The sequence below is a fragment of the Kribbella pratensis genome (assembly GCF_004366075.1).
GTDB classification, from domain to species: domain Bacteria; phylum Actinomycetota; class Actinomycetes; order Propionibacteriales; family Kribbellaceae; genus Kribbella; species Kribbella pratensis.
On sequence record NZ_SODU01000003.1, the window covers coordinates 1,368,170 to 1,394,781 of the forward strand.

Consider the following 26,612-nt stretch of genomic DNA (forward strand, 5'->3'; position numbering starts at 1 on the left):
CGCCATTTGCCTGGCTGGCCCACCAATTTGCCTGGCTCACCCATCAATTTGCTTGGCCCACCCACCAAGTTGGGGGTTCGCCACCCTGGTCGCGGGTGTGGAACCCCCCATTTGGTGGGTGGGCCAGGCAAATGCGGCCGGCGGGACTTGGCGGGCTGGCGGGTAGCGGGGCGCCGGTGGCGGTTTAGCGGGGTGGGATGGCGGGGTGGGATGGCGGGGCTGCTTAGGTGGCTAGGGCTTTTTGGGCTTGGGCTGCTAGGGACTTGGCGCGGTTGTCGTCGGTGAGGCCGTCGGCGACGAGTACGGCGTACCGGAGGCGGAGGGTGTCGTTGGCGGGGAAGGGGAGTTCTTCGGTGAAGAACGGGGCGGGGCAGACCGCGGCGAAGTCCTCCGAGCGGACGAACCACTCGGGTGGGTGGCGGACGTTGTCGGCGGCGTCGGCGACGATGATGGTCGACGCGGTGTCGGTCTCGTCCTGGCGGGCGGTGAAGCCCATCCACGGTGCGCGCTGCCCGCGCAACTCGTCCCCGCCCTTGCCCTGCGGCGCGAGGATCGTCCCGTTCGTGAAGGACCGCGGCCCACGCCAGAACAACCCGCCGTACCCAGCATTCGGCCGTCCCGCCGTAGTCGGGCTGCCGATCTGGATGAGTTCGCCGGAGACGTTCGTCATCGCGGTCTCGTAGACCAGCACCCATCCATCGTCTGCGAGCCGCACAGTGATCGTGCGGGCCTCGTCGACGACATGCTGACCGCCCTGCGTGTGCCAGGACAGGTGATGCGCGAACCGGACCTCGTCGTCGGACACGTCCAGCGCATGGACCCGGTCGTGGTCCTGCGAGCCGTTGTTGCCGAGCGGCTTGTACCCGTTCTCCTTGGTGTACGTCGGGCCACCCCAGAAATTGTCGTGCCCGAAGTGCGGCAACGACCAGGACATGCCCTTGTGCCACAGGTGGTCCCACGGGCGGTACACGCTGACCAGGTCGCCGGTCAGCGTCCGGATCGGGTGGAAGTACGGTCGCGGCGACTCGTACTGCGGGTCGTCCGCCTTGTACACATAGGTGAACAGCTCGCCGCCGCCCGCCGTGACCTGGATCGACCGGCCGACAGCGTGGTTGCAGCCGAGGTTCTGCGTCATCAGCTCTCCCGTTCCACTGGTTTCGTCCAGGGCGCCCCGATCTCGCTGAACAGCGCCAGCTCGTCCGAGGCCCGGTCGATCCAGTCCTCGACGTCGAGGACGATCGGCCGGCGCTCCAGTCCTTCGCCTTCCCAGCGCACCAGCTCGGGCGGGATCGCCACCGGGTCCGGCGCCGTCCGCACTGCCTCGACCACGCGGGTGAACCCGCCCGTGGCCTCCAGCGGCACGTACAGCGGGACCGACGGATCCGCCCGATGCGCGAGCAGGTTCTCCAAGAGATCAGCTCTGCCGTACTTCGTGTCACCGATCAGGTCCGACTGGTACGTCAGGACCGCGCGCCCCTCCGACCCGTGCACGATCACCGTCGCCTCGAGATGATCGACGGCGCACAACGTCACCGCGATCAGGATCGGCGTACCGCGGGTGGTCGTGATCCGCACCGCGGAGGTGTCGTCGGACTCGATCGGGTTCGCGCGGTACAACTCGGTCTCGATCGACCGTACGTCGTCCACACCGGTCGAACCGTCCAGCAGCAGGGCCGCCGCGGTCGCGTGGGCGAGCGGGTTCGTGACCGCGCCGTCGACGACATCGACACCGTCGAGCCGCCGTTTGCCGGACCATCGCGCGCGCTGGAAGTACCGGGCCTTGCGCACCCACTTCCCCACCGCGCTGATGCCCCGGATCTCGCCGAGCTGCCCTTCGGCGACCATCGCCGCCAGCTTCAGCGTGGCCTCCGACGCCTGCGCCTGGAAGCCCACCTGACACGCCCGCCCGGTCTCGGCCACCACCGCGGACAACTGCTCGAACTCGGCCATCGACGCCGTCGGCGGCTTCTCCAGCAGTACGTCGGCGCCCGCGCGCATCGCCAGCTCCGCCAGCGGGACGTGGGTCTGGATCGGCGTACAGATCACCACCACGTCGACCTCGGTTGCCGCGAGCAACTCGTCCAGGCCGCCGAAGACCTGGACGCTCGCGGGCAGGTCGCCGCCGCCTTGCGGATCAGCGACCGCGACCAGCTCGGCCCGGCCGGCCTCCGCCAGCCGGGCGACGTTGCGTACGTGGGAGGCTCCGTGGCCGTGGATTCCCACCACGGCCACGCGGGCCACCGTCATCGACAATCAGTTGCCGTCAGCAACACTATTTGAGCTCCCCGTTGACCTCGTCCAGGAAGGCCTTGGCGGCCGCGTCCGGTGTCTGCCGACCGAACAGTACCTCGGTCGTGTACCGCTGGATGATCTTCTCCACCTGACCGCCACCGACCGGCGGCGCCGGCGACGGGTCGCCGAGTTCCTTGCCGATGTCCTGGATGAACTTGGCGGACGCGGCGTCGGCCGGCTGCAGCTTCGGCGTCACCGCAGAGCGGATCTCGGTGTTCGGCGGCACGCCCCGCTCGGCCAGCAGGATGTTGCCGGCAGCGGTGTTGTTGGCGAGGAAGTTGACGAACTCGACCGCTTCCTTCTGGTGCTTGCTCCGCGACGAGATCGACCAGAACATGGATCCCTTGTAGTACGAGCCGTTCGCGCTGGCCTTGCCTTCGACGCTCGGGACGCGGAGCAACTTGAGCTCCGTGCCGGCCGCCTTGCTCATGGCGTTCAGCTGGTTGCTCCACATCCAATTCATCGCCAGCTTGCCGGTGGCCATCGCGGACTGGTCGAGTGCGGCGTTCATGTCCTGCGAGATGGCCTCCGCCGACGGGATGGCCTTCGCGTCCCTCATCTTCAGCACCTGCTGGTAGAACGCCGTCACCTGCTCCGGCGAGACGCCGACCTTGCCGTCCTGGGTCCACAGCGACTCGCCGTGCTGGCGGGCCCACAGGTTCAGCGCGGCCTCGTTCGTGCCGGGTGCACCGGTGCCGAACGCCTTGCCGTTCAGCTTGGTGGTGAGCTCGGCAGCGATCCGGGTGTAGTCGTCCCAGGTCCAGGTGGTGTCGTCGGGCATGGCGACACCGGCTGCTTTGAACAGCGCCGGGTTGGCCACGATCGCGAACGAGTTGATGCCGGCGTTCAGGCCGTACAGACCGCCGTCGAACTCACCGGCCTTGAGCGTGTCGTCCTCGAACTTGCCGGTGTCGAGGCCCTCGGACTTCTTCAGGTCCTGCAGCGCGCCGCGGTCGGCGTACTCGCGCAGGTACTTCTCGTCCATCTGGATGATGTCCGGGGCGTCGTTCGCCGCGACCTTGGTGGCGAGCTTGTCCCAGTACCCGGACCACTCGCCGAACTCACCCTTGATCTTGATGTTCGGATGGTCCTTCTGGAACGCGTCGATCGCCTGCTGGGTCAGCTTCGTGCGGGTATCGCCACCCCACCAGGTGAATCGGAGCGTGACGTCGCCGCCGCCGCCGGCGGACGATCCGCCACCGCCGGAGTCACCGCCACAGGCGCTCGCGGCCAGCAAGGTGGTGGCGACCGCCATGGCGGCCAGGGCGCGCAGGCGGCGGCCCGCGGTGCGTCGGATGTGCGGCCTCATGATGTGCACCTTTCAGGGGTTACTTGATACCGGTGGTCGCGATGCCCTTGATCAGGAATCGCTGGCCGACCAGGAATGCGAGGAAGACCGGGACCAGGGAAACGACCGACATCGCGAACATCGACCCCCACGACGATTCCGACGTGGCGTCGACGAACGACCGCAGTGCGACCGGGACGGTGTACATGTGCGGGTCGGTCAGGTAGATCAGCTGGCTGAAGAAGTCGTTCCAGGTCCAGATGAACGTGAAGATCGTCGTGGTGGCCAGCGCCGGCACCATCAGCGGGAGGATGATCCGGAGGAAGATCGAGGCCTTGCCGCAGCCGTCGATCCGGGCGGCCTCGTCCAGCTCGCGCGGGATACCGCGGATGAACTGCACCATCAGGAACACGAAGAACGCGTCCGTCGCGAGCAGCTTCGGCACGATCAGCGGAAGCACCGTGTTGATCCAGCCCAGGTTCGAGAACAGGATGTACTGCGGCACGATCACCACGTGGATCGGCAGCATGATGCTCAGCAGCATGATCGCGAACCAGAACTTCTTGCCCCTGAACTCCAGCCGGGCGAACGCGTACGCCGCCATCGAGCAGGACACCAGGTTGCCGATGATCGAGCCGAGCACCACGACCGCGGAGTTCAGCAGGTAGCGGGTGAACGGCTCGGTCAGCGCATGCCAGCCGACCCGGTAGTTCTCGATCCGCAGGTCCTTCACCAGGATCCCGGGATCGCGGAAGATCTCGTTGCCCGGTCGCAGCGAGCTGACCACCATCCAGATCACCGGGTACAGCATCACCAGCGCCGACCCGGCCAGCAGCACGTGAATCACCAGCGGCCGGATCCTCGCCCAGGTGATGACGCCGGTACGCCCGGCGGTGACTGTGGTGCGGAGCGTTTCAGTCGTCATAGAACACCCAGTACTTCGAGGCGAAGAAGTTCGCGGCGGTGAAGACCCCGATGATCACGAGCAGGAACCACGCCATCGCGGAGGCGTAGCCCATGTCGAAGTTCCCGAAGCCCCGGTCGTAGAGGTACAGCGTGAAGAACATCGTCGAGTCCGACGGTCCGCCGCTGCCCCCGGAGACGACGAACGCCTGGGTGAACGACTGGAACGCGTGGATGATCTGCAGCACCAGGTTGAAGAAGATGATCGGCGTCAGCAGCGGCAGCGTGATGCTGACGAACCGCCGCAGTACGCCGGCGCCGTCGACCGACGCCGCCTCGTAGTACATCGTGGGGATCTGTCTGAGTCCGGCCAGGAAGATCACCATCGGCGATCCGAACGTCCAGACGTTCAGTACGACGAGGGTGCCGAGCGCCGTGCTCGGGTCGGAGATCCAGCCCTTGCCGTGGATGCCGATCACGTCGAGGACCTGGTTGAGCAGGCCCGTGGTGCCGAACACCTGCCGCCAGAGGATCGCGATCGCGACACTCGAGCCGAGCAGCGACGGCAGGTAGAACACCGAGCGGTAGAAGGCCATGCCACGGACACCACGGTCGAGTACGACGGCCAGCAGCAGCGCGATGGTCAGCTGCAGCGGCACCGAGACGAACACGTACGTGAACGTCACCCGGAGCGAGTTGTGCAGCCGCTCGTCGGACAGCATCCGGCTGAAGTTCTCCAGGCCGATCCACTTCGGCGCCTGGATCAGGTTGTAGTCCGTGAAGGACAGGTACAGCGAGGCCACCATCGGCCCGATCGTGATCAGGAACAGCCCCAGCAACCACGGCGCCAGGAAGAGATATCCCGCGAGGTTGTCCTTCTTCTGACCTACCGGTTTCTTCCCGCGAAGACTGCCCAGCTCGCCCAGCGCACTCATGGTCACCTCTCTTCCATGGCCGTCGGCCTGCACCCCCAACGCTCGGAAAGCGCTTGCCTTGGCCGGTCAAACTAGTACAAGAAACCGGTTCCCGCAAGGGTTCATCGATGTAGGAAACGACCGGGATCCGGACCGGCTGCGAGGTATTGACAGGACATAGTTCCACCGCGACAGTTCTGAGCATTTGGCAACCGTTTACCGACGGGAGATCCCGATGCTGCGACGTACGTTTCTCACCGGTTCGCTGACCACTGTTGCGCTCGGCGCGCTGCATCCGACCGCGGCTCGTGCTGAGGTGGCAGCTGTGGACGAGGACTTCCTGACCCTGCTGACCGAAGCGAACCGGAAACAGATTCCGCTTGTGCTCGGCAACTTTCAGAACGTTTCCGACAGTGTCCGGACCGTGGCCCGAAAGGCCCGCCGGCTGGTTTCCGGCTACGTCTGGGGAAGGTCGTCGTACCACCACGACGCCACGCTCCTCGGACCGCTCGGCTGGCTGGTCGACCAGCTCGCCGCACGCCAGCACGAGGACGGCCTGTACGACGTCGGCAACCTGCACTCGCCGCCGGACAGCGCGTTCGCGATCCAGGACGTGTGCATGCTGTACGCGCTGCTCGACGCGGACGCCGCTACGGAAACCGTTTCGATGCGCGCGACGCTGGCCTCGGTGATCAAGAAGGCCGGGCCGGCGTTGGCGAGTGGCGGTGTACACACGCCGAACCACCGGTGGGAGGTGTCCGCGGCGCTGGCTCGGGCGAACCACCTGTTCCCGGACCGGCGGTACGCGGCGCGGATCGACGACTGGCTCGACGAGGGCATCGACGCGACCCCGGACGGGATCTACAGCGAGCGGAGTTCGACGTACGCCGCCGAGGTCACGAACCCGTGCCTGCTGACGATCGCGTGGCTGCGCGACAAGCCGGCACTGCTGGATTACGTACGGCGGAACCTCGACGTGACGCTGTACTTGCTGGAACCGAACGGCGAGGTCGACACGACCGCGTCCCGGCGGCAGGACCAGAAGGGCGTGCGCGAGGTCTGGTGGTACCTGACGCAGTTCCGCGAGCTGGCACTGCAGACGCACGACGGACGGTTCACGACCATTGCCAAGAGCATCGAGGCGCGCGGCACGGGCGAGCTCGGCGATTTCCTGGCGGAGGTGCTGGAGCGGCCCGAGCTGTCGGCTGTCCTTCCGACGGCAGCACCGGCTCCGACGAACTTCGTGCAGCGTTACCCGTCGCAGGCCTCGGTCCGGATCCGGCGGGAGGCTCGGACCGCGACGGTGTTCGGCGGCACCGACTTCCATGACCTCCCGGTGATCTCGTCTGGCCTCTCCACGAACCCGACCTTCTTCAAGCTCCGCAACGGTGCGGCGATCCTCGACTCGGTTCGCCTGTCGCCGCAGTTCTTCAGCACCGGGCATTTCCGCAGCAATGGACTCCGCAGGCTTGGAGAGAACTCGTTCCGTCTGTCCCAAGAGGTCAAGGTTCCGTACCACCTGCCGCTCCCCAAGCGCTACCGCCGGTCAGACGGCCAGTACGCGCTCACTCCGGACGGCCGCTTCTACGCGGCGATGGATTTCGGGCACCGGCCGAAGCAGTACCGGACGCTGACGACCGAGGTGACGGTGACCGAGGTCGGCGGCGGCTACGACCTGGCGTTCGAGTTCGCCGGCGACGAGACGGCGTACGCGATCGAGCTGTGTTTCCGGGCCGGCGGAACGCTTTCCGGCGTCGACGCATTGGATGCTGCGGGCAACTACCAACTGGCGTCCGGGACCGGGACCTACACGGTCGGCGCGGAACGGATCGAGTTCGGGCCGGGGAACGGCGCCGCCCGGGTCGCCATGGACCCGGGCGAGCGCTACACCTATCTGGGTGGCAGCCTCACCCCGGACGGCCTCCGCGTCTACCTGACGGGCCGTACGCCGGGGCGTCAGGTCTTGAGGCTGCGCACCTCCTGACTACCCGGCTGTCCGCACGACGGTCTCGAGCGAGCCGTCGTGCGGAATGCGGAGTACGTGGACCCGCCGCCGCTGTTCGCGCAGATACGTTCGCGACGAGGTGTTGAGCGTCGCCGTACGCCGTCCGGACCAGGTGATCGTGATCGTGGCCCGGCCACGACGGATCACGATGCTGTCGGCAGTGGCTGTCCGCGTCTCGCCGTACGGCACGACTGTCCCGTCCGAGAAGACCACCTCGTCGCCCGGTTGGAGCACCAGCGGGACCTGCTCGGTCGCGGCACTCGTCGCGGTCACCCGGCGGCTGACCGAATGCGAGCCGATCACGAGCTCGGTCGACACCGAGCCGTCGGGCGTGCGGTAGCGGACGCGATCCTTCGACGGGTACTCCGCGATCAGGTTGCTCTCGGCATCGGCCTTGCCCTCGAGGACCGTGCCCCAGCAGCCGGTCGCGGTTTGCTGCGCGTGGATCACGGTGCCGGCCGCCGGGTGCCAGAGGAATCCGGTCCCGGCCTTGACCGCGCTGCCCTGCCGCTCGCCGAAGAAGGCGCCGAGGTACAGGCCGGGACGGCGTACGTAGAGGTAGTCCTGGTTGCCGTAGTCGTCGTGGCGCCGCTCGGTGAAGTCGTCGCGGCGCAGGTACGGGAGGTTCGCGATCGCGGCACGCTTGGCACTCCGGGTCGGCAGCGTCTCGCCGTACGGCGCGTGCGCGATGATGCGCGGCGACGTGTCCTGCTTGGCGAGCGCAGGCACCGGAGCGGGGTCGGCGGCCCATGCCTGCCGGGTCGCCGCCTTGTCCTCGCGGGCCGTGAAGAAGGCTCCGAAGTCCGGTACGGCGGGGACGAAGTGTGATCCGAGGATGCTCCGGTCCGGATCCGGGATGACGTCGTCGTAGAACGCGACCGAGGTCCGGTCGGAGACGGCGTAGTACGTCAGCCAGCCGGAGCCGTCCGGTTCGCGGAGCAGGTTGTAGCCGAACCAGTCGGAGAACTTGCGCGTCATCGAGACCAGCAGCGGGTTCTTGGTCTGCAGGTAGAGCTCGGCCATCTCCGGGAGCATGACCTCGAAGTTGTAGTTGATGTCCATCCCGCGCGGATCGTAGAAGAATCCGGCCGGGCTCTGCGCCCATTTCGCGACGAAGCGGATGCGATCCTGCAGCTTGGTCCAGCGGGCCTGGTCGGGCAGCAGGCGGAGGGTGAGCGCCGAGCCCGCGACACCGGCGACGGCCTGATTCGTGTACTTGAACGGCTCGTCCCAGACGACCGAGTTGCCCGGGTCCAGATACCAGTCGACCCCCTTGCGGAGGACGCCTTCCAGGTGGGTCCTCCGGCTCGGCAACGCATTTGCCTGGCGAAGGTTCGCCAGCGTCTTGGCGAGGTAGCCGATGCCGAAACCGCTGGACGCCTTGCCGCGCTCGCCCGGGGAGTACTCGGGCCACGAGCCGTCTGGATTCTGCAGCGCCAGGTAGTGCTGCAGCGCTGCGTCGAGTCGGCCGAGCAGGGCGGTGTCGCGGTAGTAGGGGTTCCACGCGCGCTGGTTCGCGTAGAACCAGCTCAGCGTGAAAACGTGTTCCTGAACCCGCGAGTTGAACGGCTGCGACGGCGTCCGCCACCAACCGCCGCCCATGAAGCCGTACGGGTCCCCGCCCTCGATGTCACTGGTGACGATGTCGTTCGTCATCGGCGCGAGGATCACCAGGTACCCCGCGAACCGCTGTTCCCCGGGCGCGAACAGCCGTCGATCAGGTGCTCCGGCCGGCAGGTTCGCCAGCAGTGGAAGGCCGGCGGCACGAGCCGGCGCCGACATCATCCCGGGCGCAAGCCCGGCACCCGCGGCTGCGGCGGCGCCGAACAGGACGGTACGACGTTTGACGTGCATAACTGAACTCCTGAACTAGTTTCAGCGGATGTGAGAACGGCGCTCACGGGTTGAAGTACGGATCGAAGGCGAAGCCGCGCAGCGCGGTGAGGCCGGGATTGCCGGCGGGCAGGTCGACGCGCCAGTGGTTGTCGGACAGGTCGCCGTCCATGTGGAAGTAGAGGAAGGCCTTGAGATCGGGATAGGAGGTCTTGATCTTCGTGCGGGCAGCGTCCAGGTAGCCGGCCTGACGGGTCAGGTCCGTCTCGTCGCGATGGACGCCGGTCTCGCCGACCATGAAGGGTTTCTGATACCTGACCGCGAAGTCGTACGCCGGGCCGAACATCGACTCGAAGGACCGGTAGTTGTACGCCGGCTTGTCGGTTCTCGGACGGGAGTAACCGTCGGCCGCCACCCAGTCGACGTACTCGGCACCCGGCCAGAACTCGTCGGCCAGCCCGCTCTCGGTGTCGATGAACGCGCGCCACGTGGGGTTCCAGACGAAGGCGACGTTCGGCGCCCGCTCGGCGAAGATGTCGTGGAACAGCTTCCAGGCCTTCTTGAACAGCTCGGTGTCGGTGTAGCGAAGCTCGAACTCCCAGCTGTAGCGGAAGAAGATCGGTACGCAGAAGGCGGCCAGCGCGTCCGCCTCCTCGACGGCATCGGCTGCGAGTGTGCCGTTGGTCCACTTCGCGCGCAGCACCTCCTCGGGGCCTGCGGCGTAGGAGATCATCGGAATCCGCCCGGCCGCGATGTCGTCCGGAATCGGCTCCTCCTCGATGCCGGCGTGCTGGAAGTTGTGGTTGATGCCCAGTTTGTGGCTGAGCTTGGCCTCCAGAGCCGCCGGCTCGGACACACCGTCGAGATCTTCGTCGGCGAACGCCCCGAAGTGCGCCCCCTGTGCCGGGATCAGATCGTCGGCCGTTCCACAGGCCTCAGCCACGGCAGGCGTTGCCGACAGCGAGGACATCACCAGACCCGCCGCCAGCAGCGCTGCCACCCGGCGCATCATCGGATCTCCAGTACGGCGAACTCCGGCTCCGGCACAACGCGCCGCGATCGGACGTCGGCGACCGCGGCGCCCCACTGGGTGAACTCGGGGGTCTTGTCGCGGTAGCCGCGGGTGCCGCGGAAAACGATGTCGTGGCAGTCGCGGAGACCGACGCCGTACGGGGAAGGACCGAGGACCGTGGCGACGCGAAAGAGGACGGAGTTGCCGAACAGCAAGTGGTGGCAGCGGTCGAGTTCGACGGCCTGTGACTGCCAGCCGTAGATGTGGTCCTCGGTCTGCAGGCCGAAGAACTGCCAACCGGAGACCTGACGGAGGACCACCTCGCGATGCTGGTGGTGCTCGATCGAGAGCTCGTACGCCGAGGTCGGCACGGACGAGTGCTCGACGAGTAACCCGTTGTCGGCCCAGCCGTTCGAGCTCCAGATGTTCGACAGCACTCCCCCGCCACCGCGAACCCAGATGCCGTACTTGTGCTTCCCCCTGTACGTGTAGCCGGGGTCGCCGCCAGGTACGTCGTTCGGGTGCCACTTCACGAACTGAGTGGCGAGGTCGGCGAGGTACGACCCGCGTCCCGATCGCCAACTGATGTTCACCGCGCCGGGCGTGTTCCGAGCCGTGTCGAGACCGAGCCCGTGGACGATGTTCCGTCCGCCGAACGGCGTCTCGACCAGGGCCCGCGGACGGTCCGGATCTCCGAAGTACGGCGTGCCGTCCGGGGTGCGCAGCCAGGTCTGGCGAGGATGCAGACCGATCAGGTTCGTGTTCTGGCGGAGGCGAAGCGTCCCGGCGAGCACGTACTCGCCGATCGGCACGAAAACGTTTTCGTGCCGATCTACAGCTGCTTGGAAGACGGGAAGATCGTCACCGCCCGTGCCGATGGTCCGCCCCATCCGGACAGCCACGTCGGCGACGCTGACCCAGGTGGAGACGCTCGGCAACTCAGGCACATCGGTCGTCAGTACGTCGCGGTCGGGAGCACCCTGCACCATCACCACACCGTCGGCGCGAGCCTCGCGCGCCGACAGTCCATCGGTGATCCGCAGGCCGTAGCTGAGGTCGATGCCGCCGTCGCGGGCCGACGTACGGCGACCGCTCTGCGCAAGCGTGAGGACGGTCGGAGTGCGGCGTACGACGCTGTCGACCAGGTTGAGCTGGTTGCTGTTGCGGATCCGCGGATCGGTGGCCCCGGGCAACTGGTCGCTGTCGTTCATGACGATGCCCTCGGCAACGTCTTCGAGAACACACCCGTGCAGGTACAGATGCAGGAACTGGGCGGGGACACACTCGACGCCACGCGGCGTGCCGGCCAGGACAGTGCGGACGAGCACCAGCTTGGCGTCGTTGTTCGCACGGACCGCGGTCTCCCGTTGACCGGTGAAGCGACAGTCCAGCACCGTGGTCGGCCACCCGGCCGAGGCGGCGTACGCGTTGAGGCCGACCGCGCCGCCACGCACGCGGACCCGCTGGATCAGGTTCGCGTTGTGGTCGATGCCGGCCCAGCCGTCGCCCACGTCCAGGTCGAGATCCTGCAGCAGGCACAGTTGCGCGCCGCCGAACCGGACCGCGATCGCCTGCGGATTGCCCGAACCGATCGCGATGTCGACGTTGATCAGACCGGAGCCGAAGGTGTCGTTGTTCGCGTAGCTGACAGGACCCCCGACAGGACGACGCCGGAACGAGAAGACATCGCGCGGCACGGAACCGGCGTACCCGGGACTGTTCGGCGCGAGCACGAACCGCGGACGCCGGCGGCCGAAGCCGATGATCCGCACCGAGTCGTGGACGTCGATCGGCGCCGACAGGTTGTAGGTCCCGGGCGGCACGAACACCACGCCGCCCCCGTCGCCGAGCGGGAAGTCGCGGGCGCCTCCGAGGATGTCGCCGAGCTTGTTCGCGATGCCCCGGCGGGACGCCTCGTCGACCGCCGCCTGCAGGGCTTCCGTCGCGTCCGCGCCGACCTCGAAGCCCGGTGAACCGAGCACGACCCCGGTCGGATCCGGCGGGCGGGCGTCGTACGCCGACCCGAACCCGAGGGCCTCCGGATGGGCTGCCGCCGGCTGGATGCCGACGTTGACGAACGGCACGGCGACGGCGGCGGCAGCCAGGCCGGTGAAGTGGCGGCGACTCAGCATGAACGCTCTCCTCGCAACGATCGGAACTGCGGCGAGTTTTCTGCGCCGGACCGACCTTGGTCAAGACCTCGGCTTTAGTAATCCGGATTAGCAGCCGAACCGAGCCCTTGACGACGGTCCGGTGGCTGTTCTAATGTCCCCGGCAATCCGTATTACCGTGAAGGATCGATCGATGCCGGACAAGGCGACCACCCGACTCACCCAACGCGACATCGCGCGGCTGGCCAAGGTCAGCCAGACGACGGTGTCGCTGGTGCTGAACAACCGCAGCGACGCGATCGCGCGGATCCCGGCCGAGACCCGGGACCGCGTGCTCAAGGTGATCCGCGAGACCGGCTACCAGGCCGATCCGCTGGCCCGCCGGATGACGAACCAGCGCAACCAAATCCTCGGCGTCTTCACCTACGAGTCGGTGTTCCCGAGTGCGAGCGGCGACTTCTACCACCCGTTCCTGGCCGGGATCGAGGACCGCGCCGAGCGCCTCGGATGGGACCTGTTGCTGTTCACCAGCGCTCCGGTGACCGACGGGCATCGGCGGATCTTCCACGAGAACAACCGGCTCCGGATCGCCGACGGCTGCCTGCTGCTCGGGCGCGAGATCCCTTCCGACGAGCTGGCTCGGTTGATCGCCGAGGACTACCCGTTCGTCTCGGTCGGCCGCCGCGACGACGCCGGCGCCCCGGTGCCGTACGTCGGCGCCGACTACAGCACCGCCACGCGCACAGTCGCGGAACGGGCGCGAGACCTCGGTCACCGGCGGTTCGCCTTCGTCGGGCTGGGCGTCGGCGCCGAGTCGTCGGCCGACCGGCTCCGGGGCTTCCGCGAGGCCGCGGGACCGCGTGCACCGCACGTGCCGACGCTCGATCGTTCGCCCGGCGAGGTGCTCGACGATCTTCTGCAGCGGCGCATCACCGCGGCGTTCGTCGAGGAGCGGGCCGACGCGATCGCGTTGTACGCCGCGGCGGCCGAGCGCGGAGTCGACGTACCGGGCGACCTGTCCGTGATCGCGCTCGGTGACTCGACGCGGCCTGTTGCCAGCGATCTCGACTTCACGGGCTTCCACGTCCCGCGGCGAGCCATGGGCGTGCGCGCGGTCGAGCTGCTGGAGGCGGTCCTCAGCGGAACCTCCGCCGAGCGGCAACTGCTGCTCCCCTGCGACCTGACCGATGGAATCACACTCACTCCACCCAAAGGTGCCTGAATGCATACCGATGTACTTGTGATCGGCGGCGGACTCGGCGGCGTCGCCGCGGCTCTCGCCGCGCTACGTGCCGGTCGCTCGGTGATCCTGACCGAGGAGTTCGACTGGCTCGGCGGACAGCTGACCAGCCAGGCCGTCCCGCCGGACGAGCACACCTGGGTCGAACAGTTCGGCGTCACGGCGTCGTACCGGACGCTGCGCAACGGGATCCGTGACTACTACCGCCGCCACTACCCGCTGACGGCGGCGTCGCGCGCCGCGGCCAACCTCAATCCAGGCGCCGGGTACGTGTCCAAGCTCTGTCACGAGCCTCGCGTCGCGCTCGCCGTCATCGAGGCCGTGCTTGCCCCCTACCGAGCCAGTCGCAGGCTCCAGGTGCTGCAGCCGTACCGGCCCGTGGCCGCCGACACCGACGGCGATCGGGTCACCGCGGTCACCGTGCAGCAGCGCGACTCCGAGGAACGGTTGACGCTCACCGCGCCGTACATCCTGGATGCGACCGAGACGGGTGAGCTGCTGCCGTTGACCGGGACCGAGTACGTGACCGGATTCGAGGCGCAGGCCGAGACCGGCGAGCCTAGCGCCCCGGCCGAGGCGCAGCCGCTGAACATGCAGGCGGTGTCGTACTGCTTCGCGGTCGATCACGTGGACGGGGACCAGGTCGGGGACAAGCCTGCGAACTATGCGTTCTGGCGGAACTACCAGCCGTCGTTCTGGGGCGATCGGCTGCTGTCCTGGACCGCGCCCAACCCACGGACGCTGGAGAGCTCGCGGCGCACGTTCACGCCCAATCCCGACGACGACCCGCTCGCGGTGGTCGCGGACCAGCGACGGACGGGCGGCGACACGAACCTGTGGACGTTCCGCCGGATCGCGGCCCGCCGGCACTTCGTTCCGGGCGCCTACGAGAGCGACATCTGCCTGGTGAACTGGCCGATGATCGACTACTTCGAGGGCCCGGTCATCGACGTACCGGACGCGGCGAAGCATCTTGCGGCGGCTCGCGAACTGTCTCAATCCGTTCTGTACTGGCTGCAGACCGAAGCGCCGCGACCCGACGGCGGCACCGGCTTCTCCGGGCTGCGGCTGCGGGGCGACCTCGTCGGCTCCGCGGACGGTCTGGCCCAGGCGCCGTACATTCGCGAATCCCGTCGGATCAAGGCCGAGTACACCATCGTCGAGCAGGACCTCTCCGTTGCCGTGCGCGGTGACCATGGAGCGGTCGAGTACGACGACAGCGTCGGCATCGGCATGTACCGGATCGACCTGCATCCCTCGACCGGTGGCGACAACTACATCGACGTGGCCAGCAGTCCGTTCCGGATCCCGCTCGGCGCGCTGATCCCGCAGCGGGTGGAGAACCTGCTGCCGGCGAACAAGAACCTCGGCACCACGCACATCACCAACGGCTGCTACCGGCTGCATCCCGTCGAATGGAACATCGGCGAGTCCGCCGGCGCACTCGCGGCGTTCTGCCTCGACCGCGGCACCGCCCCACGTGCAGTCCGCAACACCCCTGCTCTGCTCGCCGAGTTCCAGGACCGCCTGGTTGCCCAGGGCATCGAACTCGCCTGGCCAAGCGTCACTGGCTACTGATGGAGGACTGACCGATGAAACTCCGTTCCCTGACAGCGGCCGGTGTGGCCGCCGCTCTGCTGGCCCTCGCGGGCTGCGGCGGCTCGTCCGACGGCGGCTCCGGCTCCTCGGGTCCGGTGGACCTGCGGATGACGATCTGGAGCGCCAACGCCAAGCATCTGGCGTTGTTCGACCAGATCGCCGCCGACTACAAGAAGGACCATCCCGAGATCGGCAAGATCACCTTCGAGTCGATCCCGTTCGACAGTTACACGACCACGCTGACCACGCAGATCGGCGGCGGCAACGTGCCCGACCTGGCGTGGATCCTGGAGAGCACCGCACCGGACTTCGTCAGCTCGGGCGCGCTCGAGCCGATCGACAAGGACGCCGATCTCGTGCCGAGCACGACGGCCAACTGGGAGAAGGACGGCAAGCTCTACGCGTACCCGTTCTCCACCTCGCCGCTGGGTGTGTTCGTGAACACCGACCTGGTGAAAGCGGCGGGGCGGCCGGCTCCGGCCCAGCAGATCGCGTCCGGGACCTGGACCTGGGAGGAGGCCGCCAAGACCGCCTCCGCCGTACAGGCCCGGGGGAAGGGCGGGCTCGTGGTCGGCGACTTCGACTACAAGGGTTGGGACACGCTGAACTCGATCTGGTCCGGCTGGGGCGCGCGGCCGTGGAGCGAGGACGGGAAGACCTGCGGCTTCGACCAGCCCGAGATGGTCGACGCGATGACCTTCATCCACAAGCTGATCTTCACCGACAAGGGGATGCCGGGACCGGGCGTGACGAAGGACTTCTACGCCGGTGACTCGGCGATGATCCTGACGCAGATCAGCCGCGCGGCGCTGCTGGAGAAGTCCAAGTTCAAGTGGGACCTGGTGCCGCTGCCCAAGGGCCCGTCCGGCGAGTACTCCGTCGTCGGTCAGGCCGGGATCGGTGTCTTCAAGCGCGGCAAGCACGCCGACGCGGCCAAGCAGTTCCTGGCGTACTTCAGCAACGCCGAGAACTCGGCCAAGCTCGCGCAGTTCTTCCCGCCGCCGCGCAAGTCGCAACTGAACGCCGCGACGCTCGCCAAGGCCAACCCGTTGCTCAAGCCGGCCCAGCTGCAGAGTGTCGTCATCGACGGCATCCGGCGCGGCGACATCAAGACCAGCCATACCGGGTACGCCGAGTTGCAGCAGACCGTCCGCGCCGCCCTCGACCCGCTGTGGAAGCCGGACGCCGACGTGAAAACGGTGATGTCCGGCGTCTGCTCGAAAATCAACCCCCTGCTGGCGAATTGACGTCCTCCCCGCTGGACAGGCCGGGGATTCCAACTACTACGCGGAGGTAGCGAGTTGAGGTTCACGCTTCGGCGAGACCAGTACGGGCGTCTCTCGGCGTGCACTGACGGCCCGTCCGGCCGCGATGTTGACTGCCGCGTTCACGTCCGCATGCGCCCGGTGTCCGCAGACGACGCACCTGAAGACCGTTTGGTTCTCGCGGTTCTCCGGTGCGCAGTGCCCACAGACGCTGCAAGTCTGCGACGTGTACGCGGGGTTGACTTTCTCGACCCGTCCCGGTGCTTTGTCCTCCAATCGCCGGACCAGGTCGCCCCAGCCGTTGGTCAGGATGCCGCGGTTGAGTCCCGCCTTGGCGCGACGCCGGTTCGGCAGGTAGCTGCCTGGTCGTTGTGCATCAGGTTTGGGTTTGGGACGTCTGGTCATCGAGGCGATGCGCAGTTCCTCGACACGGATCACGTCGAACCGGCGGGCAAGGTCGGTGCTGGTCTTCTCCACCCAGTCCTTTCGACGGTCGGCGGCTCGGGCGTGCAGCTTCGCGAGCGCAGCTTTCACTCGCCGACGGCGATTCGAGCCGCGCAGGCACCGGGCCAGTCGGCGCTGCAGATCCTTGAGCCGTTCCTGCTCGCACTTCGACCACCCGGGACAAGCCAGAAGGTCACTGGTACTCAACGCTGCCGAGACCGCGATGCCACGGTCCACGCCGACAACGTCGCCGGTGCCGGGGGCAGGGATCGGCTTCGGAATGACAGCGAAGGCGATGTGCCAGCGGCCCGCCCGGTCTCTGGTGACGCGATAGGACTTGGCATCGGGTACGGCGCGGGAACGCCGGAACCGCACCCAACCAACCTTGGGTACGAGCACCTGGGACCACTTTCGGTTCAGCTTGACGATCCGAGTCGCCGGCGGTCCGACGATGCGGAAGCCCTCGTGCAGGCCGGCCTTGCGCCAGGTCGGCCTCCGATGCGTCCCCGCGTGGAAGTTTCTGATCGCGTGGTCAAAGTCGCGCAGCGCCTGCTGCTGAACAGTTTGCGACCCAGCCCGCAGCCAGCCGAACGCTGCTCGCGCTTCGGTCAGTTGCCGCGACTGTTCGACGTACCCAGGCGTCGGGCCCTTGTCCCGGGTCCACATCGACCACTGCTCAAGGGCCAGGTTCCAGATGTGCCGGGCATGCGCGCAGTGGTGCAAGAGCGCGGCGTGCTGCGCGGGGGTCGGATATATCCGGAACCTGGACATGCCTCACACCTAAGCAGCAAGCACCGACAGTCTGAGATCCGAAGGGAGGCAGCCGCGGTCTGCCGCGCCTAGTCCAATGACTCTATTGCTCAAAGAGCTATCAGCTGGAGCGCCGGCGAATGCAGACAAGGCGCCGCCGTACTGGACGATGCGGCGGCGGGACACCTTGGCCGGATGGCTGATGGTGCTTCCGCAGCTTGCCGGGATTGTTGCCTTCGTCATCGTTCCGCTCGGGCTCGTGGTCTGGTACAGCGTGCACGAGTGGAACGTGCTGGGCGGGACGTTCGAGTTCGTCGGCGGCGACAACTACGCGGCGCTGGCCGACGACCAACGACTCGGCCCGGTGCTCAGGGCAACAGGTCTGTTCTCGTTCGGGCTGGTGGTGCTGAATCTCAGCCTGGCGCTGTTCCTCGCCGTGCTGCTGAACCAGAAGCTCCGCGGCACAGTGGTTTTCCGGACACTGTTCTTCTCGCCGGTCGTGGTGACGCTCGTCGCCTGGACGATCGTGTGGGGGTTCTTACTGCAGGACAACGGCGGCGTGAACGGGTTCCTGAACGTGCTCGGGATCGACGGGCCGAACTGGCTGCGATCCGGCGGTACGGCGATGGCGTCGGTGATCGTGGTCCAGCTGTTCAAGAACGCCGGCCTCAACATGGTGCTGTTCCTGGCCGCGCTACAAGGCGTTCCGGCCGAGCTCTACGAGGCGGCCCGGATCGACGGCGCGTCGGCGTGGGCCCGGTTCCGTCGGGTGACCGTGCCACTCATCAGTCCGACGATCCTGCTGACGATGATCCTGACCATCGTCGGGTCGCTGCAGGTCTTCGCGCAGATCGCCGTACTGACCCAAGGCGGACCTGAGACGTCGACGACCGTGCTCGTCTATTACCTGTACCAGCAGGCGTTCCAGTTCCATCACTTCGGGTACGGCTCGGCGCTGTCGCTGCTGCTGTTCTTCATCGTCCTGGTGCTGACTGTCGTCCAGTGGCGGATGCGTCGTAGGTGGGTGTTCCATGAGGCTTAAGCTGCTGATGTACGGCGTACTGCTGGTGTGCTGTGTGCCGTTCGTGTTCCCGATCTGGTGGATGGCGACGACGTCGCTGAAGCCGGTGGCCGAGATCTTCGCGTTCCCGCCGTCGTTGCTGCCGGGATCGCCGACGTTGGACGCCTATCGCCAGGTGTTCGAGTTGCAGCCGTTCGGCCGGCAGTACCTGAACAGCCTGTACATCGCTTTGGTCGTCACCATCGGGACGCTGGCGGTGTCGGCGCTGGCCGGGTATGCGTTCGCGCGGGTCAAGTTCCGCGGTGCCGGGGTTGTGTTCGTCGTCGTACTCAGCGGGCTGCTGGTGCCGAACGAGGTCACGATCATCCCGCTGTACCGGATGTTCGACGCGTTCGGGCTGGTGGACACGCATTGGCCGCTGATCCTGATCCCGATGCTCGGTGCGCCGAGCGTGCTGGCGACGTTCATCATGCGGCAGTTCTTCATCACGCTGCCCACCGAGCTCGAGGAAGCCGGGAGGGTCGACGGGCTGGGCCGCTTCGGCCTCTTCTGGCGCGTGTGCCTTCCGCTGGCGCGGCCGGCGATCGGTGCGGTGTCGATCTTCACCTTCCTGCACAGCTGGAACCTCTACCTCGAGCCGATCGTGTTCCTCTCCTCGAAGCAGAAGTTCACCGTGCCCCAGGCCCTCACCCAGTACGTCGACGCGTACGGCGGCCCCATGTGGAACACCCAACTCGCCGCCGCAACGCTCTCCGCCCTCCCCGTCCTCATCATCTTCATCCTGGCCCAACGCCAATTCGTCGAAGGCCTCGCCCAGACCGGTTTGAAGGGCTGAGCGAGGCCTCCGCAGGTCACGCCTGGATCTCGTAGCCGAACTGGGCGGTGAGGCCGGTGGCCGAGGTTGCGTTGGACACCCGGAGTTGGATGCGGACCGGTGCGTTGGTGCCGTCGATGGCGATGGGAGTGGCGAGTTTGGTGGACTGGGTTGTCGAGGTGGCGTCGATGGCGGCGGTGCCGGCTGGGGAGTTGCCGGCTTCGAGGCGGAGTTGGCAGGAGCCGGTGCTGAGTGCGCGGGCTACTCGGGTGACACGGATCGGACGGCCGTCGACGTACAGGAGGTCGCTGAAGTCGTACAGGCCGTCGGTCACCGTGCCCGGGAGCCGGAGGGTGAGCCATCCGTCGGTCTGCTCGACGCCCTTGTTGCCGGTGAACCGGGCGGCCGCGTAGGCGAGGTACGGGCCGGCGTTGTTACCGGTGAGCTCGTTGCTGGCAGCAAGTACGTCGGTACTGCGGTTGACGATCCCGTACTCCTGCCGGTTCACCCCGTCCGCGAGGCCGCCGATCGCGTTCCCGGTGAGCACGATCCGGTTCGCGGTCGATCGCAGATTGATTCCGGAACCGTTCCGGAACACGATTCCGCCCGAGGTCCAGGCCTGCGTCAGGGTCGCGCCGACCAGGTCGAACGATGTCGCACTGACGACGGCGATCGGCCAGGCCGCGTTCAGCCCCGTCGCGCCGCCGACGTCCTGCAGCGTGACCCGGTCGTCGGTCTCCCAGGTGTGCGGTGCGGCCGTCGTGATCCGGACACCGGCCGCGCTCGACGCCACACCGGTGATCTGCTGGGCGAACGACGGGTGCGCCATCCGCCCGTTGTTCCCGATCAGGCATCCGGTGACCGTGATCCGGGTCGACGCGATGTCGATCCCGTGCCGGCCGCAGCCGCGGATCACCGAGTTCGCGAACGTCGCCGTGCCGGTGAACCCCACGCCGATCCGAACCGCGTCCTCGGCGTTGTCGGCCGAGATGTAGGTGTTGATGAACTGCGCCTGAGCACCCGCCTCCAGCAACACCGGTACGCCGTGACCGTTCTCGAAGCCGCCGCCCTCGAAGTACAGGAACTTCGGCAGGCCCTCGGACGTGGTGTTCCGCATCCAGATGCCGTGGTGACCGAACAGGATCGCGGTCGCGATGAACTTGATCGATCCGCCCTGTCCGTCGATCACCACGTTGTCGACACCGGGGTTCGCGGTACCGGCGGCGATCGCGCACTGGACGAACTCGACCGGATCGGCGCGGGAGATGTTGTTCTGACCGTTCAGCAGGATCACCTGCTGCCCGGAGAAGCCGTTCCAGACACAGTTGCGGAAACGGACGGTGTTGGCACTGCGCAGGATGACGCCGTTGTAGCCGTCCATGAAGCGGCAGTCGGAAAACGAGATCAGGTAGTTTCCGAGACCGTTTTCCTGCTGGGTCCGGATCATTGCGCCGCCGGTCAGGCTCTCGCCGTGCATCTGCAGGTCACGGAAACCGCCCCCGTGCACACCGGACAGCACGAACCCGTCGGCGGTCCCAGTGGCGAGCACGATCTGCGTGCCGGAGGTGAACTCGTCGCTCGCACCGGCGCCCTGGAACACGACCGGCACACGTTTGACGGTGACCGTGTGCTCGAGCCGGATCGTGCCCGGGCCCATCGTGATCGTTCCACCGGCAGGCAGCGCGTTCACGGCGTTCTGCAGTCGACCCGAGTCGTCCGTCGTACCGGCGCCGGTCACGCCGTACCAGGACAGGTCGAGCTCGTTGGTGCGCGGGCGTTTCCAGCGGCCGGTCGCCGTACCTGTGACGGCGAAGATCATGCCCCCGTCGTCGGGGTCGGTCGCGGCGGCGTCCCAGTAGACGACACCTCCGCCGAGACCAGGTGCTGTGTAGCCGAGCAGGAGAAGTTGTTCGCCGTCCGACGTACCGGGCGTGGCTCGGAGGTCTGCGACGGTGCTCGCCACGCCGGTCGCCGCGGCCAGGGCAGACTTCTTGTCGGCGGCGTGAGCCGGCTGGGCGGCGACGGCGGTTGCGAGGCCGGTCACCCCGAGAACGGACAGGGTACGGCGACTCAGTCGGGCAGGGGGTTGTAATTCGTCGGAAGGCATGGCGGAACCTTTCTCGGACGGAAGGTGGGACTCAGCCCTTCACCGCCCCCAGCACAACGCCCTTCGCGAAGTGCTTCTGCAGGAACGGGTAGACCAGGCAGATCGGAACGAGGGAGACGACGAGGATTGCCATCTGCAACGACTGCTGCGGCGGCATCACCTCGCCGGGCAGATCGCCGCCGACCTGGGTGTTGTCGACGACATAGGTCCGCAGGACCAGCTGCAGCGGCCATTTCTCGGGTGAGTTGATGTAGAGGATCGCGTTGAAGTACGCGTTCCAGTAGCCGACCGCGCTGAACAGGCCGACCACGGCGACCACCGCCTTCGACAGCGGCAGCATCACCCTGGTGAGGATCTGCAGCTCGTTGGCGCCGTCGATCCGGGCCGCGTCGATGATCTCGGCCGGTACGTCGAGGAAGAACGCGCGGACGATGATGATCTGGAACGCACTGGTCAGCCCCGGCAGGATCAGTGCCCAGTAGGAGTCGATCAGCCCGAGCTCCTTGATCAGCAGGTAGTTCGGGATGATTCCGGCGCTGAAGAGAAGCGTGAACAAGACGATGAACAGCAGCGGCCGCTGTCCCCACGATCCGGGCCGGGACAGCGAGTAGGCGATCGAGACGACGACCACGATCGACAGCCCCGACCCGACCACGGTGAGCAGGACGGAAACGATCGTCGCCCGGGTGACGACACCGCCGCGGAAGATCGCTTCGTACGCCGCGAACGAGGGATCGTGCGGAAACAGCACGTACCCGCCGGAACTGGTGATCTGCTGCTGGTCGGCGAGCGAGGTCGAGAGGACGGCGAGGAACGGTACGAGTACGAGCGCGCAGGCGACGATCAGTACGACGCCTTTCAGCCCGCGGACCGGTGTGCTCGGCGGCGCCGTACCGCTGATCAGGTTCACCATTTCGAGTACACCCCGCGCTCACCGAACAGATGGGCGACCTTGTTGGCGCCCAGCACGAGGATCGTGCCGATCAGCCCCTTGACCAGGCCGACCGCGGCGGCCACACCCCAGTTGCCGCCGACGATGCCGTGGTTGTAGACGTAGGTGTCCAGGACTTCGGACGCGTCCAGCCCGACCGGTCCCTGCTGCAGGAAGATCTGCTCGAACCCGACCGAGAGCACGTCGCCGAGGCGGAGGATCAGCAGCAGGACGATCACCGGACGGATCGCCGGCAGCGTCACGTGCCAGAGCTGCCGCCAACGCCCGCCGCCGTCGACGGCGACCGATTCGTAGAGCTGCGTGTCGACGCGGGACATCGCGGCCAGGAAGATGATCGTGCTCCAGCCGGCGTCCTTCCAGATCACCTGCGAGGTGATCAGCGGGATGAACAGATCGGGATTACCGATGATCTTCAGCAGCGGCAGGTCGTGCGCGCGGGCCCAGGTGTTGTAAAGGCCGGCGTTGCCGAGCATGTGCTGGAAGATGGCGACGACGATCACCCAGGACATGAAATGCGGTAGGTACAGGATCGACTGAGCGACCCGCTTCAGGCGCTCACTGAGCAACGAGTTGAGCAGCAGCGCGAGCGCGATCGGCACCGGGAACACCAGCAGCAGTTGCACGCACGAGATCACCAGCGTGTTGACCAGCGCGTTGACGAAGTCCGGGTCGCCGTCGACGATCACCCGGAAGTTGTCCAGGCCGACCCAGGGCGCCTCGGTGATCCCCAGGTACGGCGCGTAGTCCTTGAACGCGATCACGTTCCCGAGCAGCGGCACATAGTGGAACAGGACCAGCAGCAGGACGCCCGGCAACCCGATCAGCAGCAGGAACCGGTCCCGCCGGAACCGCTGCCACCCGGTCAAGGTCTTCTGGTTGCTCCGCGCAACCAATCTCCGTTGCAGCACGAGAGTCACTGGTTGGAGTACTCGTCGCGGATCTTGTCGCCGCCGCGCTTCTTCCAGTTCGCGACGGCGTCGTCCCAGCTGCTGATCGGTTTCCGGCCAGAAATGATGTCCAGCTCGGCGGCGTTGATCAGCTTGTCGAGCTCGTCGGCCTTGCTGATCGAGGTGGCCGAGTACAGTCCGGCGCAGGGGTTCGCGAGCAGGTTCGGAACGATCTTTTCCTGGTACGCGCGTTGGGTACGGGCCCGCTGCTCGTTGGACGGCCCGAGGACGTGGGGCGCGTCCGCGACGTACTCGAGCGGCAGGCTCACCTGGGTCTTGCCCGCCGACGTGCGCTCCGGCTTGTCGCCCTTCCAGGTGTAGTGGATGCCCTCGAGACCGAACCGGCGGAACATGTACTCGCTGGTGCCGAGCGGCGCGGCCAGCCAGTCGCAGATCCGGAGCAGTTGCCTGACGCGGTCGTCGCCGGCCTTCTTGAACGCGGTCAGCGCGAAGATCGCGGCGCCTTCGCGTTGCACGGGCTTACCTTTTTGAGCACCGTCGTACCCCGGAACAGGCATTCCGCCGACGTCGACGCCGTACGTGTCGGCCATCAGGTCCCAGGCGGCGTACCCGTCCGCGTTCAGCGCGATCGTGCCGTTGCCGAACAGGTCGCGGAGCTGGAGTTTCCCGCCCAGGGCATCCGGGTGGAAAACGCCGGCCTTCACCAACTCGGCGGTCCGGGCGACTGCTTCCTTCCGCTCCGGAACCTCCAGCTCGGAAACGAACTTTCCGCCGTCCTGCTTCCAGACGTTCGGTACACCGAGCATGTTGCCGATGAACGTGGTCACGCCCTTCGACGCACCGAACGCCCACTTGTTCGCCTTCGCGTCGGTCAGGCCCTTCGCGGTCTCGACGAAGTCCGCGTAGCTGGCCGGCTCCGGGTTCAGCGACCGGGCCTTGATGAGATCCACCCGGCTGAACATGATCGTCCCGATCACCGACCGCGCGATCGGGATCGCGTGGATCCCGCCCTTGTACATCGTCGGCAACCAGGAGTCGGTCGGCAGGTTGGCCAGGAACGAGTAGTCCTTGACCGCCGATCCGGACAGGTGCGAGGTCAGGTCCGCGCAGAGCTTGGTGAGCATCTCGCCGCGGTTGGGGAACTTCGACGCGATCATCAGGATGTCCGGCAGGTCGCCGCCGGCGATCACGGTCGACAGCTTGCTCACGTAGTCCGCGGCGGGCGTCATCGTGATGTCGAGGTTCGCGCCGACCCGGTCGTTCAGCGCCTTCCAGTACGTGTTGCTGCCGGCCCCGGGTGGCGCCGGGTTGAACATGTTGGTGAGGATCTTGACGTCACCCGCGCCCGCACCCGGCTTGTCCTTGTACCCGTCGACCAACTGACGCGGATACTTGAAGAAGCCCGGCATCACGCCGTCGGCCGTGCCCGGCAGGTCCGGCTTCACCGACGTGTAGGGCAGGTACTCGGGTGGTGTCGCCTTCGCGGCCGCCTTCGCCGCGGTGCCCGATCCGTCGGACCCGCCACAGCCCGCCAGCACCGTGCCGGAGGTCGCCGCGAGCAACGAAACGCCACCGGTCAGTTTGAGGAAGTCCCGCCTGTTCGACTGCATGAGCACTCTCCTAGTTCTGGTGCAGCTCGGGCAGCGAGAGGATGCTGCCGTGCTCGGTGAGGGCGGCGGCGAGCGCCGGGTAGTCGTAGTCCTGGACGGCCTGGCCGGTCCGCAGCGATTGAGCCAGCAGCTCCCCCGCGGCCTCGCCGAGCATTCCGTAGTTCGGCTCCATCCGGGCCGACAGGTAGCCGACATGGCTGGCCGAGAAGCAGAGCGGTACGACGAGGTTGCCGATCCCGCCGCGGGCCGGGAACAGCACCTCGGCCGGCAGTTGGTAGAGGTCGACCGGACCGTTCTTCTCGGTCCCGGTAACGGTTCCCTCGCCGACGATCGTGTCGTCGCCTTCGGCGTAGTACTGGACGATGTGGCAGTCGATGCCGTAGTTCCAGCAGCAGACTGCGGTTTCCTTGGTGTTGCCCGGTCGCCGCAGGTCGTGCTGCGTGAGCACGGTCTGCCCGATCATCCGGCGCGCCTCGCGGATGTAGAGCGCGTGCGGAAACCCTTGTCCGTAAGGGCTGTCGGAAAACTCGTCCGGAGGCAGTCCGAACGTTCCGGCATCCTTTCGGAAACTTTCCGGAAGTGACGGATCGTTCGCCAGCCAGTACAGCATTCCGCGATGCCAGCGGACGTGCTCGGCGATCACCTCGTCGCGCCGCTGCCACGAGCCGTCCGGGTAGTCCCACGACGCGCCCGGAAGGTCGAACCCGATGAACAGCGCCTGGTTGGTCTGGTACTTGTCGTTCGGCAGCAGCGCCGTGTGCGTGACGATCGACGAGAGCCCGGTGACCCCGCGCTGCTCGAGGAGCTGGCCGAGGTACGTGTAGAGCTTCGGGTCGTAGTCGTCCGGCTTCTCGAACGGGATCCGGTCCGGCCCCTTGTCCAGTACGCCGCGAAAGTTGTACGCCTGCACCTTCGCGTCGCCGTCCCCGGGTGCCTCCGTCGGCACCGGCTTCACCGGGTAGAACGTGTTCGGCCGGAACGCCCGCCGACGGTACGCCCGGTCGGGCAGGAACCCACCGAGTGGTTCGTCGTACCGGCCGGCCGGCTCTCGACCGACGGCGTACGGGACGCCCGCGGCTGCCAGGAGGTCTCCTTCGTACGACGCGTCCACGAACGCCCGCGCCCGCCGCCAGCCGTGGCTGGTGCGAACGCCCTGGATCCGGTCGCCACGAACCTCGACATCGGCAGGCCCGTGGATACGTTCGTTGACCAGTACGTCGGCCTCGGCATCGTCGAGGAGCCCCTGCGCGACGCGCTCGGCGACCTTCGGCTCGAAGCGGTACCGCGGGCCGTCGGCCCGGTCGTCACTGCCGTACTCGGCCGCTATGCCGCCGAAGAAGCGGCTCTGCGTCCAGCCGGCCAGGGCGGAAAGCGTGTTCGGGGTATCGCTCTTCACCAGACCGCCGGCGACGATGCCGCCGACGTGGCCGGTCGGCTCGAGCACCAGGCTGCGATAGCCCCTGCCCCGCAGGCGCAGCGCGGCCATGATCCCGGCGAGTGTCGCGCCGTAGATGATGACGTCGTATTCCTGTGCGTCCGTCATG

At 67.2% G+C, this 26,612-nt stretch carries 20 protein-coding genes; 6 read left to right on the forward strand and 14 right to left on the reverse strand.

The genetic code is table 11. The features are described 5' to 3' along the window. Positions 1-223: 223 nt before the first annotated feature. The 5 genes from EV137_RS30825 to EV137_RS30845 are packed head-to-tail and all read right to left on the reverse strand — an operon-like array spanning position 224 to position 5,418. Positions 224-1,135 (reverse strand): DUF6807 domain-containing protein, encoded by a 912-nt coding sequence (locus EV137_RS30825; protein ID WP_134131705.1) that lies wholly within the window; start codon positions 1,133-1,135, stop codon positions 224-226. Continuing rightward, positions 1,135-2,232: a Gfo/Idh/MocA family protein gene (locus EV137_RS30830; protein ID WP_238175653.1), complete on the reverse strand. Its 1,098-nt coding sequence runs from the start codon at positions 2,230-2,232 to the stop codon at positions 1,135-1,137. The genes EV137_RS30825 and EV137_RS30830 overlap by 1 nt, the downstream gene beginning before the upstream one ends. A 40-nt stretch (positions 2,233-2,272) precedes the next feature. Then, positions 2,273-3,601: an ABC transporter substrate-binding protein gene (locus EV137_RS30835; protein WP_166680054.1), complete on the reverse strand. Its 1,329-nt coding sequence runs from the start codon at positions 3,599-3,601 to the stop codon at positions 2,273-2,275. A gap of 19 nt (positions 3,602-3,620) precedes the next feature. Beyond that, positions 3,621-4,505 carry a carbohydrate ABC transporter permease gene (locus EV137_RS30840; RefSeq protein ID WP_134007953.1) on the reverse strand — a complete coding sequence of 295 codons (885 nt, stop codon included), beginning with the start codon at positions 4,503-4,505 and terminating at the stop codon, positions 3,621-3,623. After that, a complete protein-coding gene (locus tag EV137_RS30845) occupies positions 4,495-5,418 on the reverse strand; it encodes a carbohydrate ABC transporter permease (protein WP_134131707.1) in 924 nt (307 codons plus the stop codon). The genes EV137_RS30840 and EV137_RS30845 overlap by 11 nt, the downstream gene beginning before the upstream one ends. 214 nt (positions 5,419-5,632) lie before the next feature. On the opposite strand from EV137_RS30845, the gene EV137_RS30850 reads away from it, so the two are divergent. After that, complete coding sequence (locus EV137_RS30850; protein WP_134131708.1) at positions 5,633-7,381, forward strand: hypothetical protein; 1,749 nt, start codon at positions 5,633-5,635, stop codon at positions 7,379-7,381. On the opposite strand, the gene EV137_RS30855 is transcribed toward EV137_RS30850, so the two are convergent. From EV137_RS30855 to EV137_RS30865, 3 genes are read right to left on the reverse strand one after another with little or no spacing between them, the layout of a single operon-like run. Beyond that, positions 7,382-9,256 (reverse strand): hypothetical protein, encoded by a 1,875-nt coding sequence (locus EV137_RS30855; protein ID WP_134131709.1) that lies wholly within the window; start codon positions 9,254-9,256, stop codon positions 7,382-7,384. 43 nt (positions 9,257-9,299) lie between these two features. Further along, on the reverse strand, positions 9,300-10,247 hold the full coding sequence (locus EV137_RS30860) for a glycoside hydrolase family 26 protein (RefSeq protein ID WP_202871203.1): 948 nt from the start codon (positions 10,245-10,247) through the stop codon (positions 9,300-9,302). After that, the gene (locus EV137_RS30865) at positions 10,244-12,379 is read right to left on the reverse strand and encodes a glycosyl hydrolase family 28-related protein (RefSeq protein ID WP_134131710.1); all 2,136 of its coding nucleotides are present in this window, start codon (positions 12,377-12,379) and stop codon (positions 10,244-10,246) included. Before EV137_RS30865 ends, EV137_RS30860 begins: the two co-directional genes overlap by 4 nt. Positions 12,380-12,551: 172 nt before the next feature. On the opposite strand from EV137_RS30865, the gene EV137_RS30870 reads away from it, so the two are divergent. Genes EV137_RS30870 through EV137_RS30880 form a run of 3 tightly spaced genes read left to right on the forward strand, consistent with a single transcriptional unit; the run spans position 12,552 to position 16,444 of the window. Further along, positions 12,552-13,580: a LacI family DNA-binding transcriptional regulator gene (locus tag EV137_RS30870; RefSeq protein WP_134007941.1), complete on the forward strand. Its 1,029-nt coding sequence runs from the start codon at positions 12,552-12,554 to the stop codon at positions 13,578-13,580. Further along, positions 13,581-15,176, forward strand: coding sequence for an FAD-dependent oxidoreductase (locus EV137_RS30875; protein WP_134131711.1), 1,596 nt, complete (start codon positions 13,581-13,583; stop codon positions 15,174-15,176). A 14-nt stretch (positions 15,177-15,190) separates the two neighbouring features. After that, positions 15,191-16,444 (forward strand): ABC transporter substrate-binding protein, encoded by a 1,254-nt coding sequence (locus EV137_RS30880; RefSeq protein WP_134131712.1) that lies wholly within the window; start codon positions 15,191-15,193, stop codon positions 16,442-16,444. A 36-nt stretch (positions 16,445-16,480) separates the two neighbouring features. Here the strand turns inward: EV137_RS30880 and EV137_RS30885 are convergent, their stop codons facing one another. Continuing rightward, entirely contained in the window at positions 16,481-17,677 is a 1,197-nt protein-coding gene (locus EV137_RS30885; RefSeq protein WP_134131713.1) for an RNA-guided endonuclease InsQ/TnpB family protein, read from the reverse strand. Positions 17,678-17,753: 76 nt separating this feature from the next. Between EV137_RS30885 and EV137_RS30890 the strand changes: the two genes are divergently transcribed. After that, positions 17,754-18,698, forward strand: coding sequence for a carbohydrate ABC transporter permease (locus EV137_RS30890; protein WP_134131714.1), 945 nt, complete (start codon positions 17,754-17,756; stop codon positions 18,696-18,698). Next, positions 18,688-19,512, forward strand: a complete 825-nt coding sequence (locus EV137_RS30895) for a carbohydrate ABC transporter permease (RefSeq protein ID WP_134131715.1) — start codon at positions 18,688-18,690, stop codon at positions 19,510-19,512. The genes EV137_RS30890 and EV137_RS30895 overlap by 11 nt, the downstream gene beginning before the upstream one ends. A 16-nt stretch (positions 19,513-19,528) precedes the next feature. Here the strand turns inward: EV137_RS30895 and EV137_RS40815 are convergent, their stop codons facing one another. The 5 genes from EV137_RS40815 to EV137_RS30920 all read right to left on the reverse strand — a co-directional run bounded on the left by EV137_RS40815 (position 19,529) and on the right by EV137_RS30920 (position 26,611). After that, positions 19,529-21,535 (reverse strand): putative phage tail protein, encoded by a 2,007-nt coding sequence (locus tag EV137_RS40815; protein ID WP_166680055.1) that lies wholly within the window; start codon positions 21,533-21,535, stop codon positions 19,529-19,531. Positions 21,536-21,629: 94 nt separating this feature from the next. Continuing rightward, a complete protein-coding gene (locus tag EV137_RS30905; protein WP_134007929.1) occupies positions 21,630-22,511 on the reverse strand; it encodes a carbohydrate ABC transporter permease in 882 nt (293 codons plus the stop codon). Continuing rightward, a complete protein-coding gene (locus tag EV137_RS30910; protein WP_238175654.1) occupies positions 22,505-23,467 on the reverse strand; it encodes an ABC transporter permease in 963 nt (320 codons plus the stop codon). Before EV137_RS30910 ends, EV137_RS30905 begins: the two co-directional genes overlap by 7 nt. After that, the gene (locus EV137_RS30915) at positions 23,464-25,068 is read right to left on the reverse strand and encodes an extracellular solute-binding protein (RefSeq protein WP_134131716.1); all 1,605 of its coding nucleotides are present in this window, start codon (positions 25,066-25,068) and stop codon (positions 23,464-23,466) included. Before EV137_RS30915 ends, EV137_RS30910 begins: the two co-directional genes overlap by 4 nt. 10 nt (positions 25,069-25,078) lie before the next feature. Further along, positions 25,079-26,611: an FAD-dependent oxidoreductase gene (locus tag EV137_RS30920; protein ID WP_166680056.1), complete on the reverse strand. Its 1,533-nt coding sequence runs from the start codon at positions 26,609-26,611 to the stop codon at positions 25,079-25,081. Between the last annotated feature and the right edge of the window lies 1 nt (position 26,612).

Coding starts and splice junctions, on each gene's coding strand:
- EV137_RS30880 (WP_134131712.1), top strand. CDS start 15,191: ATGAAACTCCGTTCCCTGACAGCGGCCGGTGTGGCCGCCGCTCTGCTG.
- EV137_RS30905 (WP_134007929.1), bottom strand. CDS start 22,511: ATGGTGAACCTGATCAGCGGTACGGCGCCGCCGAGCACACCGGTCCGC.
- EV137_RS30845 (WP_134131707.1), bottom strand. CDS start 5,418: ATGAGTGCGCTGGGCGAGCTGGGCAGTCTTCGCGGGAAGAAACCGGTA.
- EV137_RS30875 (WP_134131711.1), top strand. CDS start 13,581: ATGCATACCGATGTACTTGTGATCGGCGGCGGACTCGGCGGCGTCGCC.
- EV137_RS30920 (WP_166680056.1), bottom strand. CDS start 26,611: ATGACGGACGCACAGGAATACGACGTCATCATCTACGGCGCGACACTC.
- EV137_RS30865 (WP_134131710.1), bottom strand. CDS start 12,379: ATGCTGAGTCGCCGCCACTTCACCGGCCTGGCTGCCGCCGCCGTCGCC.
- EV137_RS30850 (WP_134131708.1), top strand. CDS start 5,633: ATGCTGCGACGTACGTTTCTCACCGGTTCGCTGACCACTGTTGCGCTC.
- EV137_RS30915 (WP_134131716.1), bottom strand. CDS start 25,068: ATGCAGTCGAACAGGCGGGACTTCCTCAAACTGACCGGTGGCGTTTCG.
- EV137_RS30855 (WP_134131709.1), bottom strand. CDS start 9,256: ATGCACGTCAAACGTCGTACCGTCCTGTTCGGCGCCGCCGCAGCCGCG.
- EV137_RS30870 (WP_134007941.1), top strand. CDS start 12,552: ATGCCGGACAAGGCGACCACCCGACTCACCCAACGCGACATCGCGCGG.
- EV137_RS30825 (WP_134131705.1), bottom strand. CDS start 1,135: ATGACGCAGAACCTCGGCTGCAACCACGCTGTCGGCCGGTCGATCCAG.
- EV137_RS30860 (WP_202871203.1), bottom strand. CDS start 10,247: ATGATGCGCCGGGTGGCAGCGCTGCTGGCGGCGGGTCTGGTGATGTCC.
- EV137_RS30895 (WP_134131715.1), top strand. CDS start 18,688: ATGAGGCTTAAGCTGCTGATGTACGGCGTACTGCTGGTGTGCTGTGTG.
- EV137_RS30835 (WP_166680054.1), bottom strand. CDS start 3,601: ATGAGGCCGCACATCCGACGCACCGCGGGCCGCCGCCTGCGCGCCCTG.
- EV137_RS30840 (WP_134007953.1), bottom strand. CDS start 4,505: ATGACGACTGAAACGCTCCGCACCACAGTCACCGCCGGGCGTACCGGC.
- EV137_RS30890 (WP_134131714.1), top strand. CDS start 17,754: ATGACTCTATTGCTCAAAGAGCTATCAGCTGGAGCGCCGGCGAATGCA.
- EV137_RS30885 (WP_134131713.1), bottom strand. CDS start 17,677: ATGTCCAGGTTCCGGATATATCCGACCCCCGCGCAGCACGCCGCGCTC.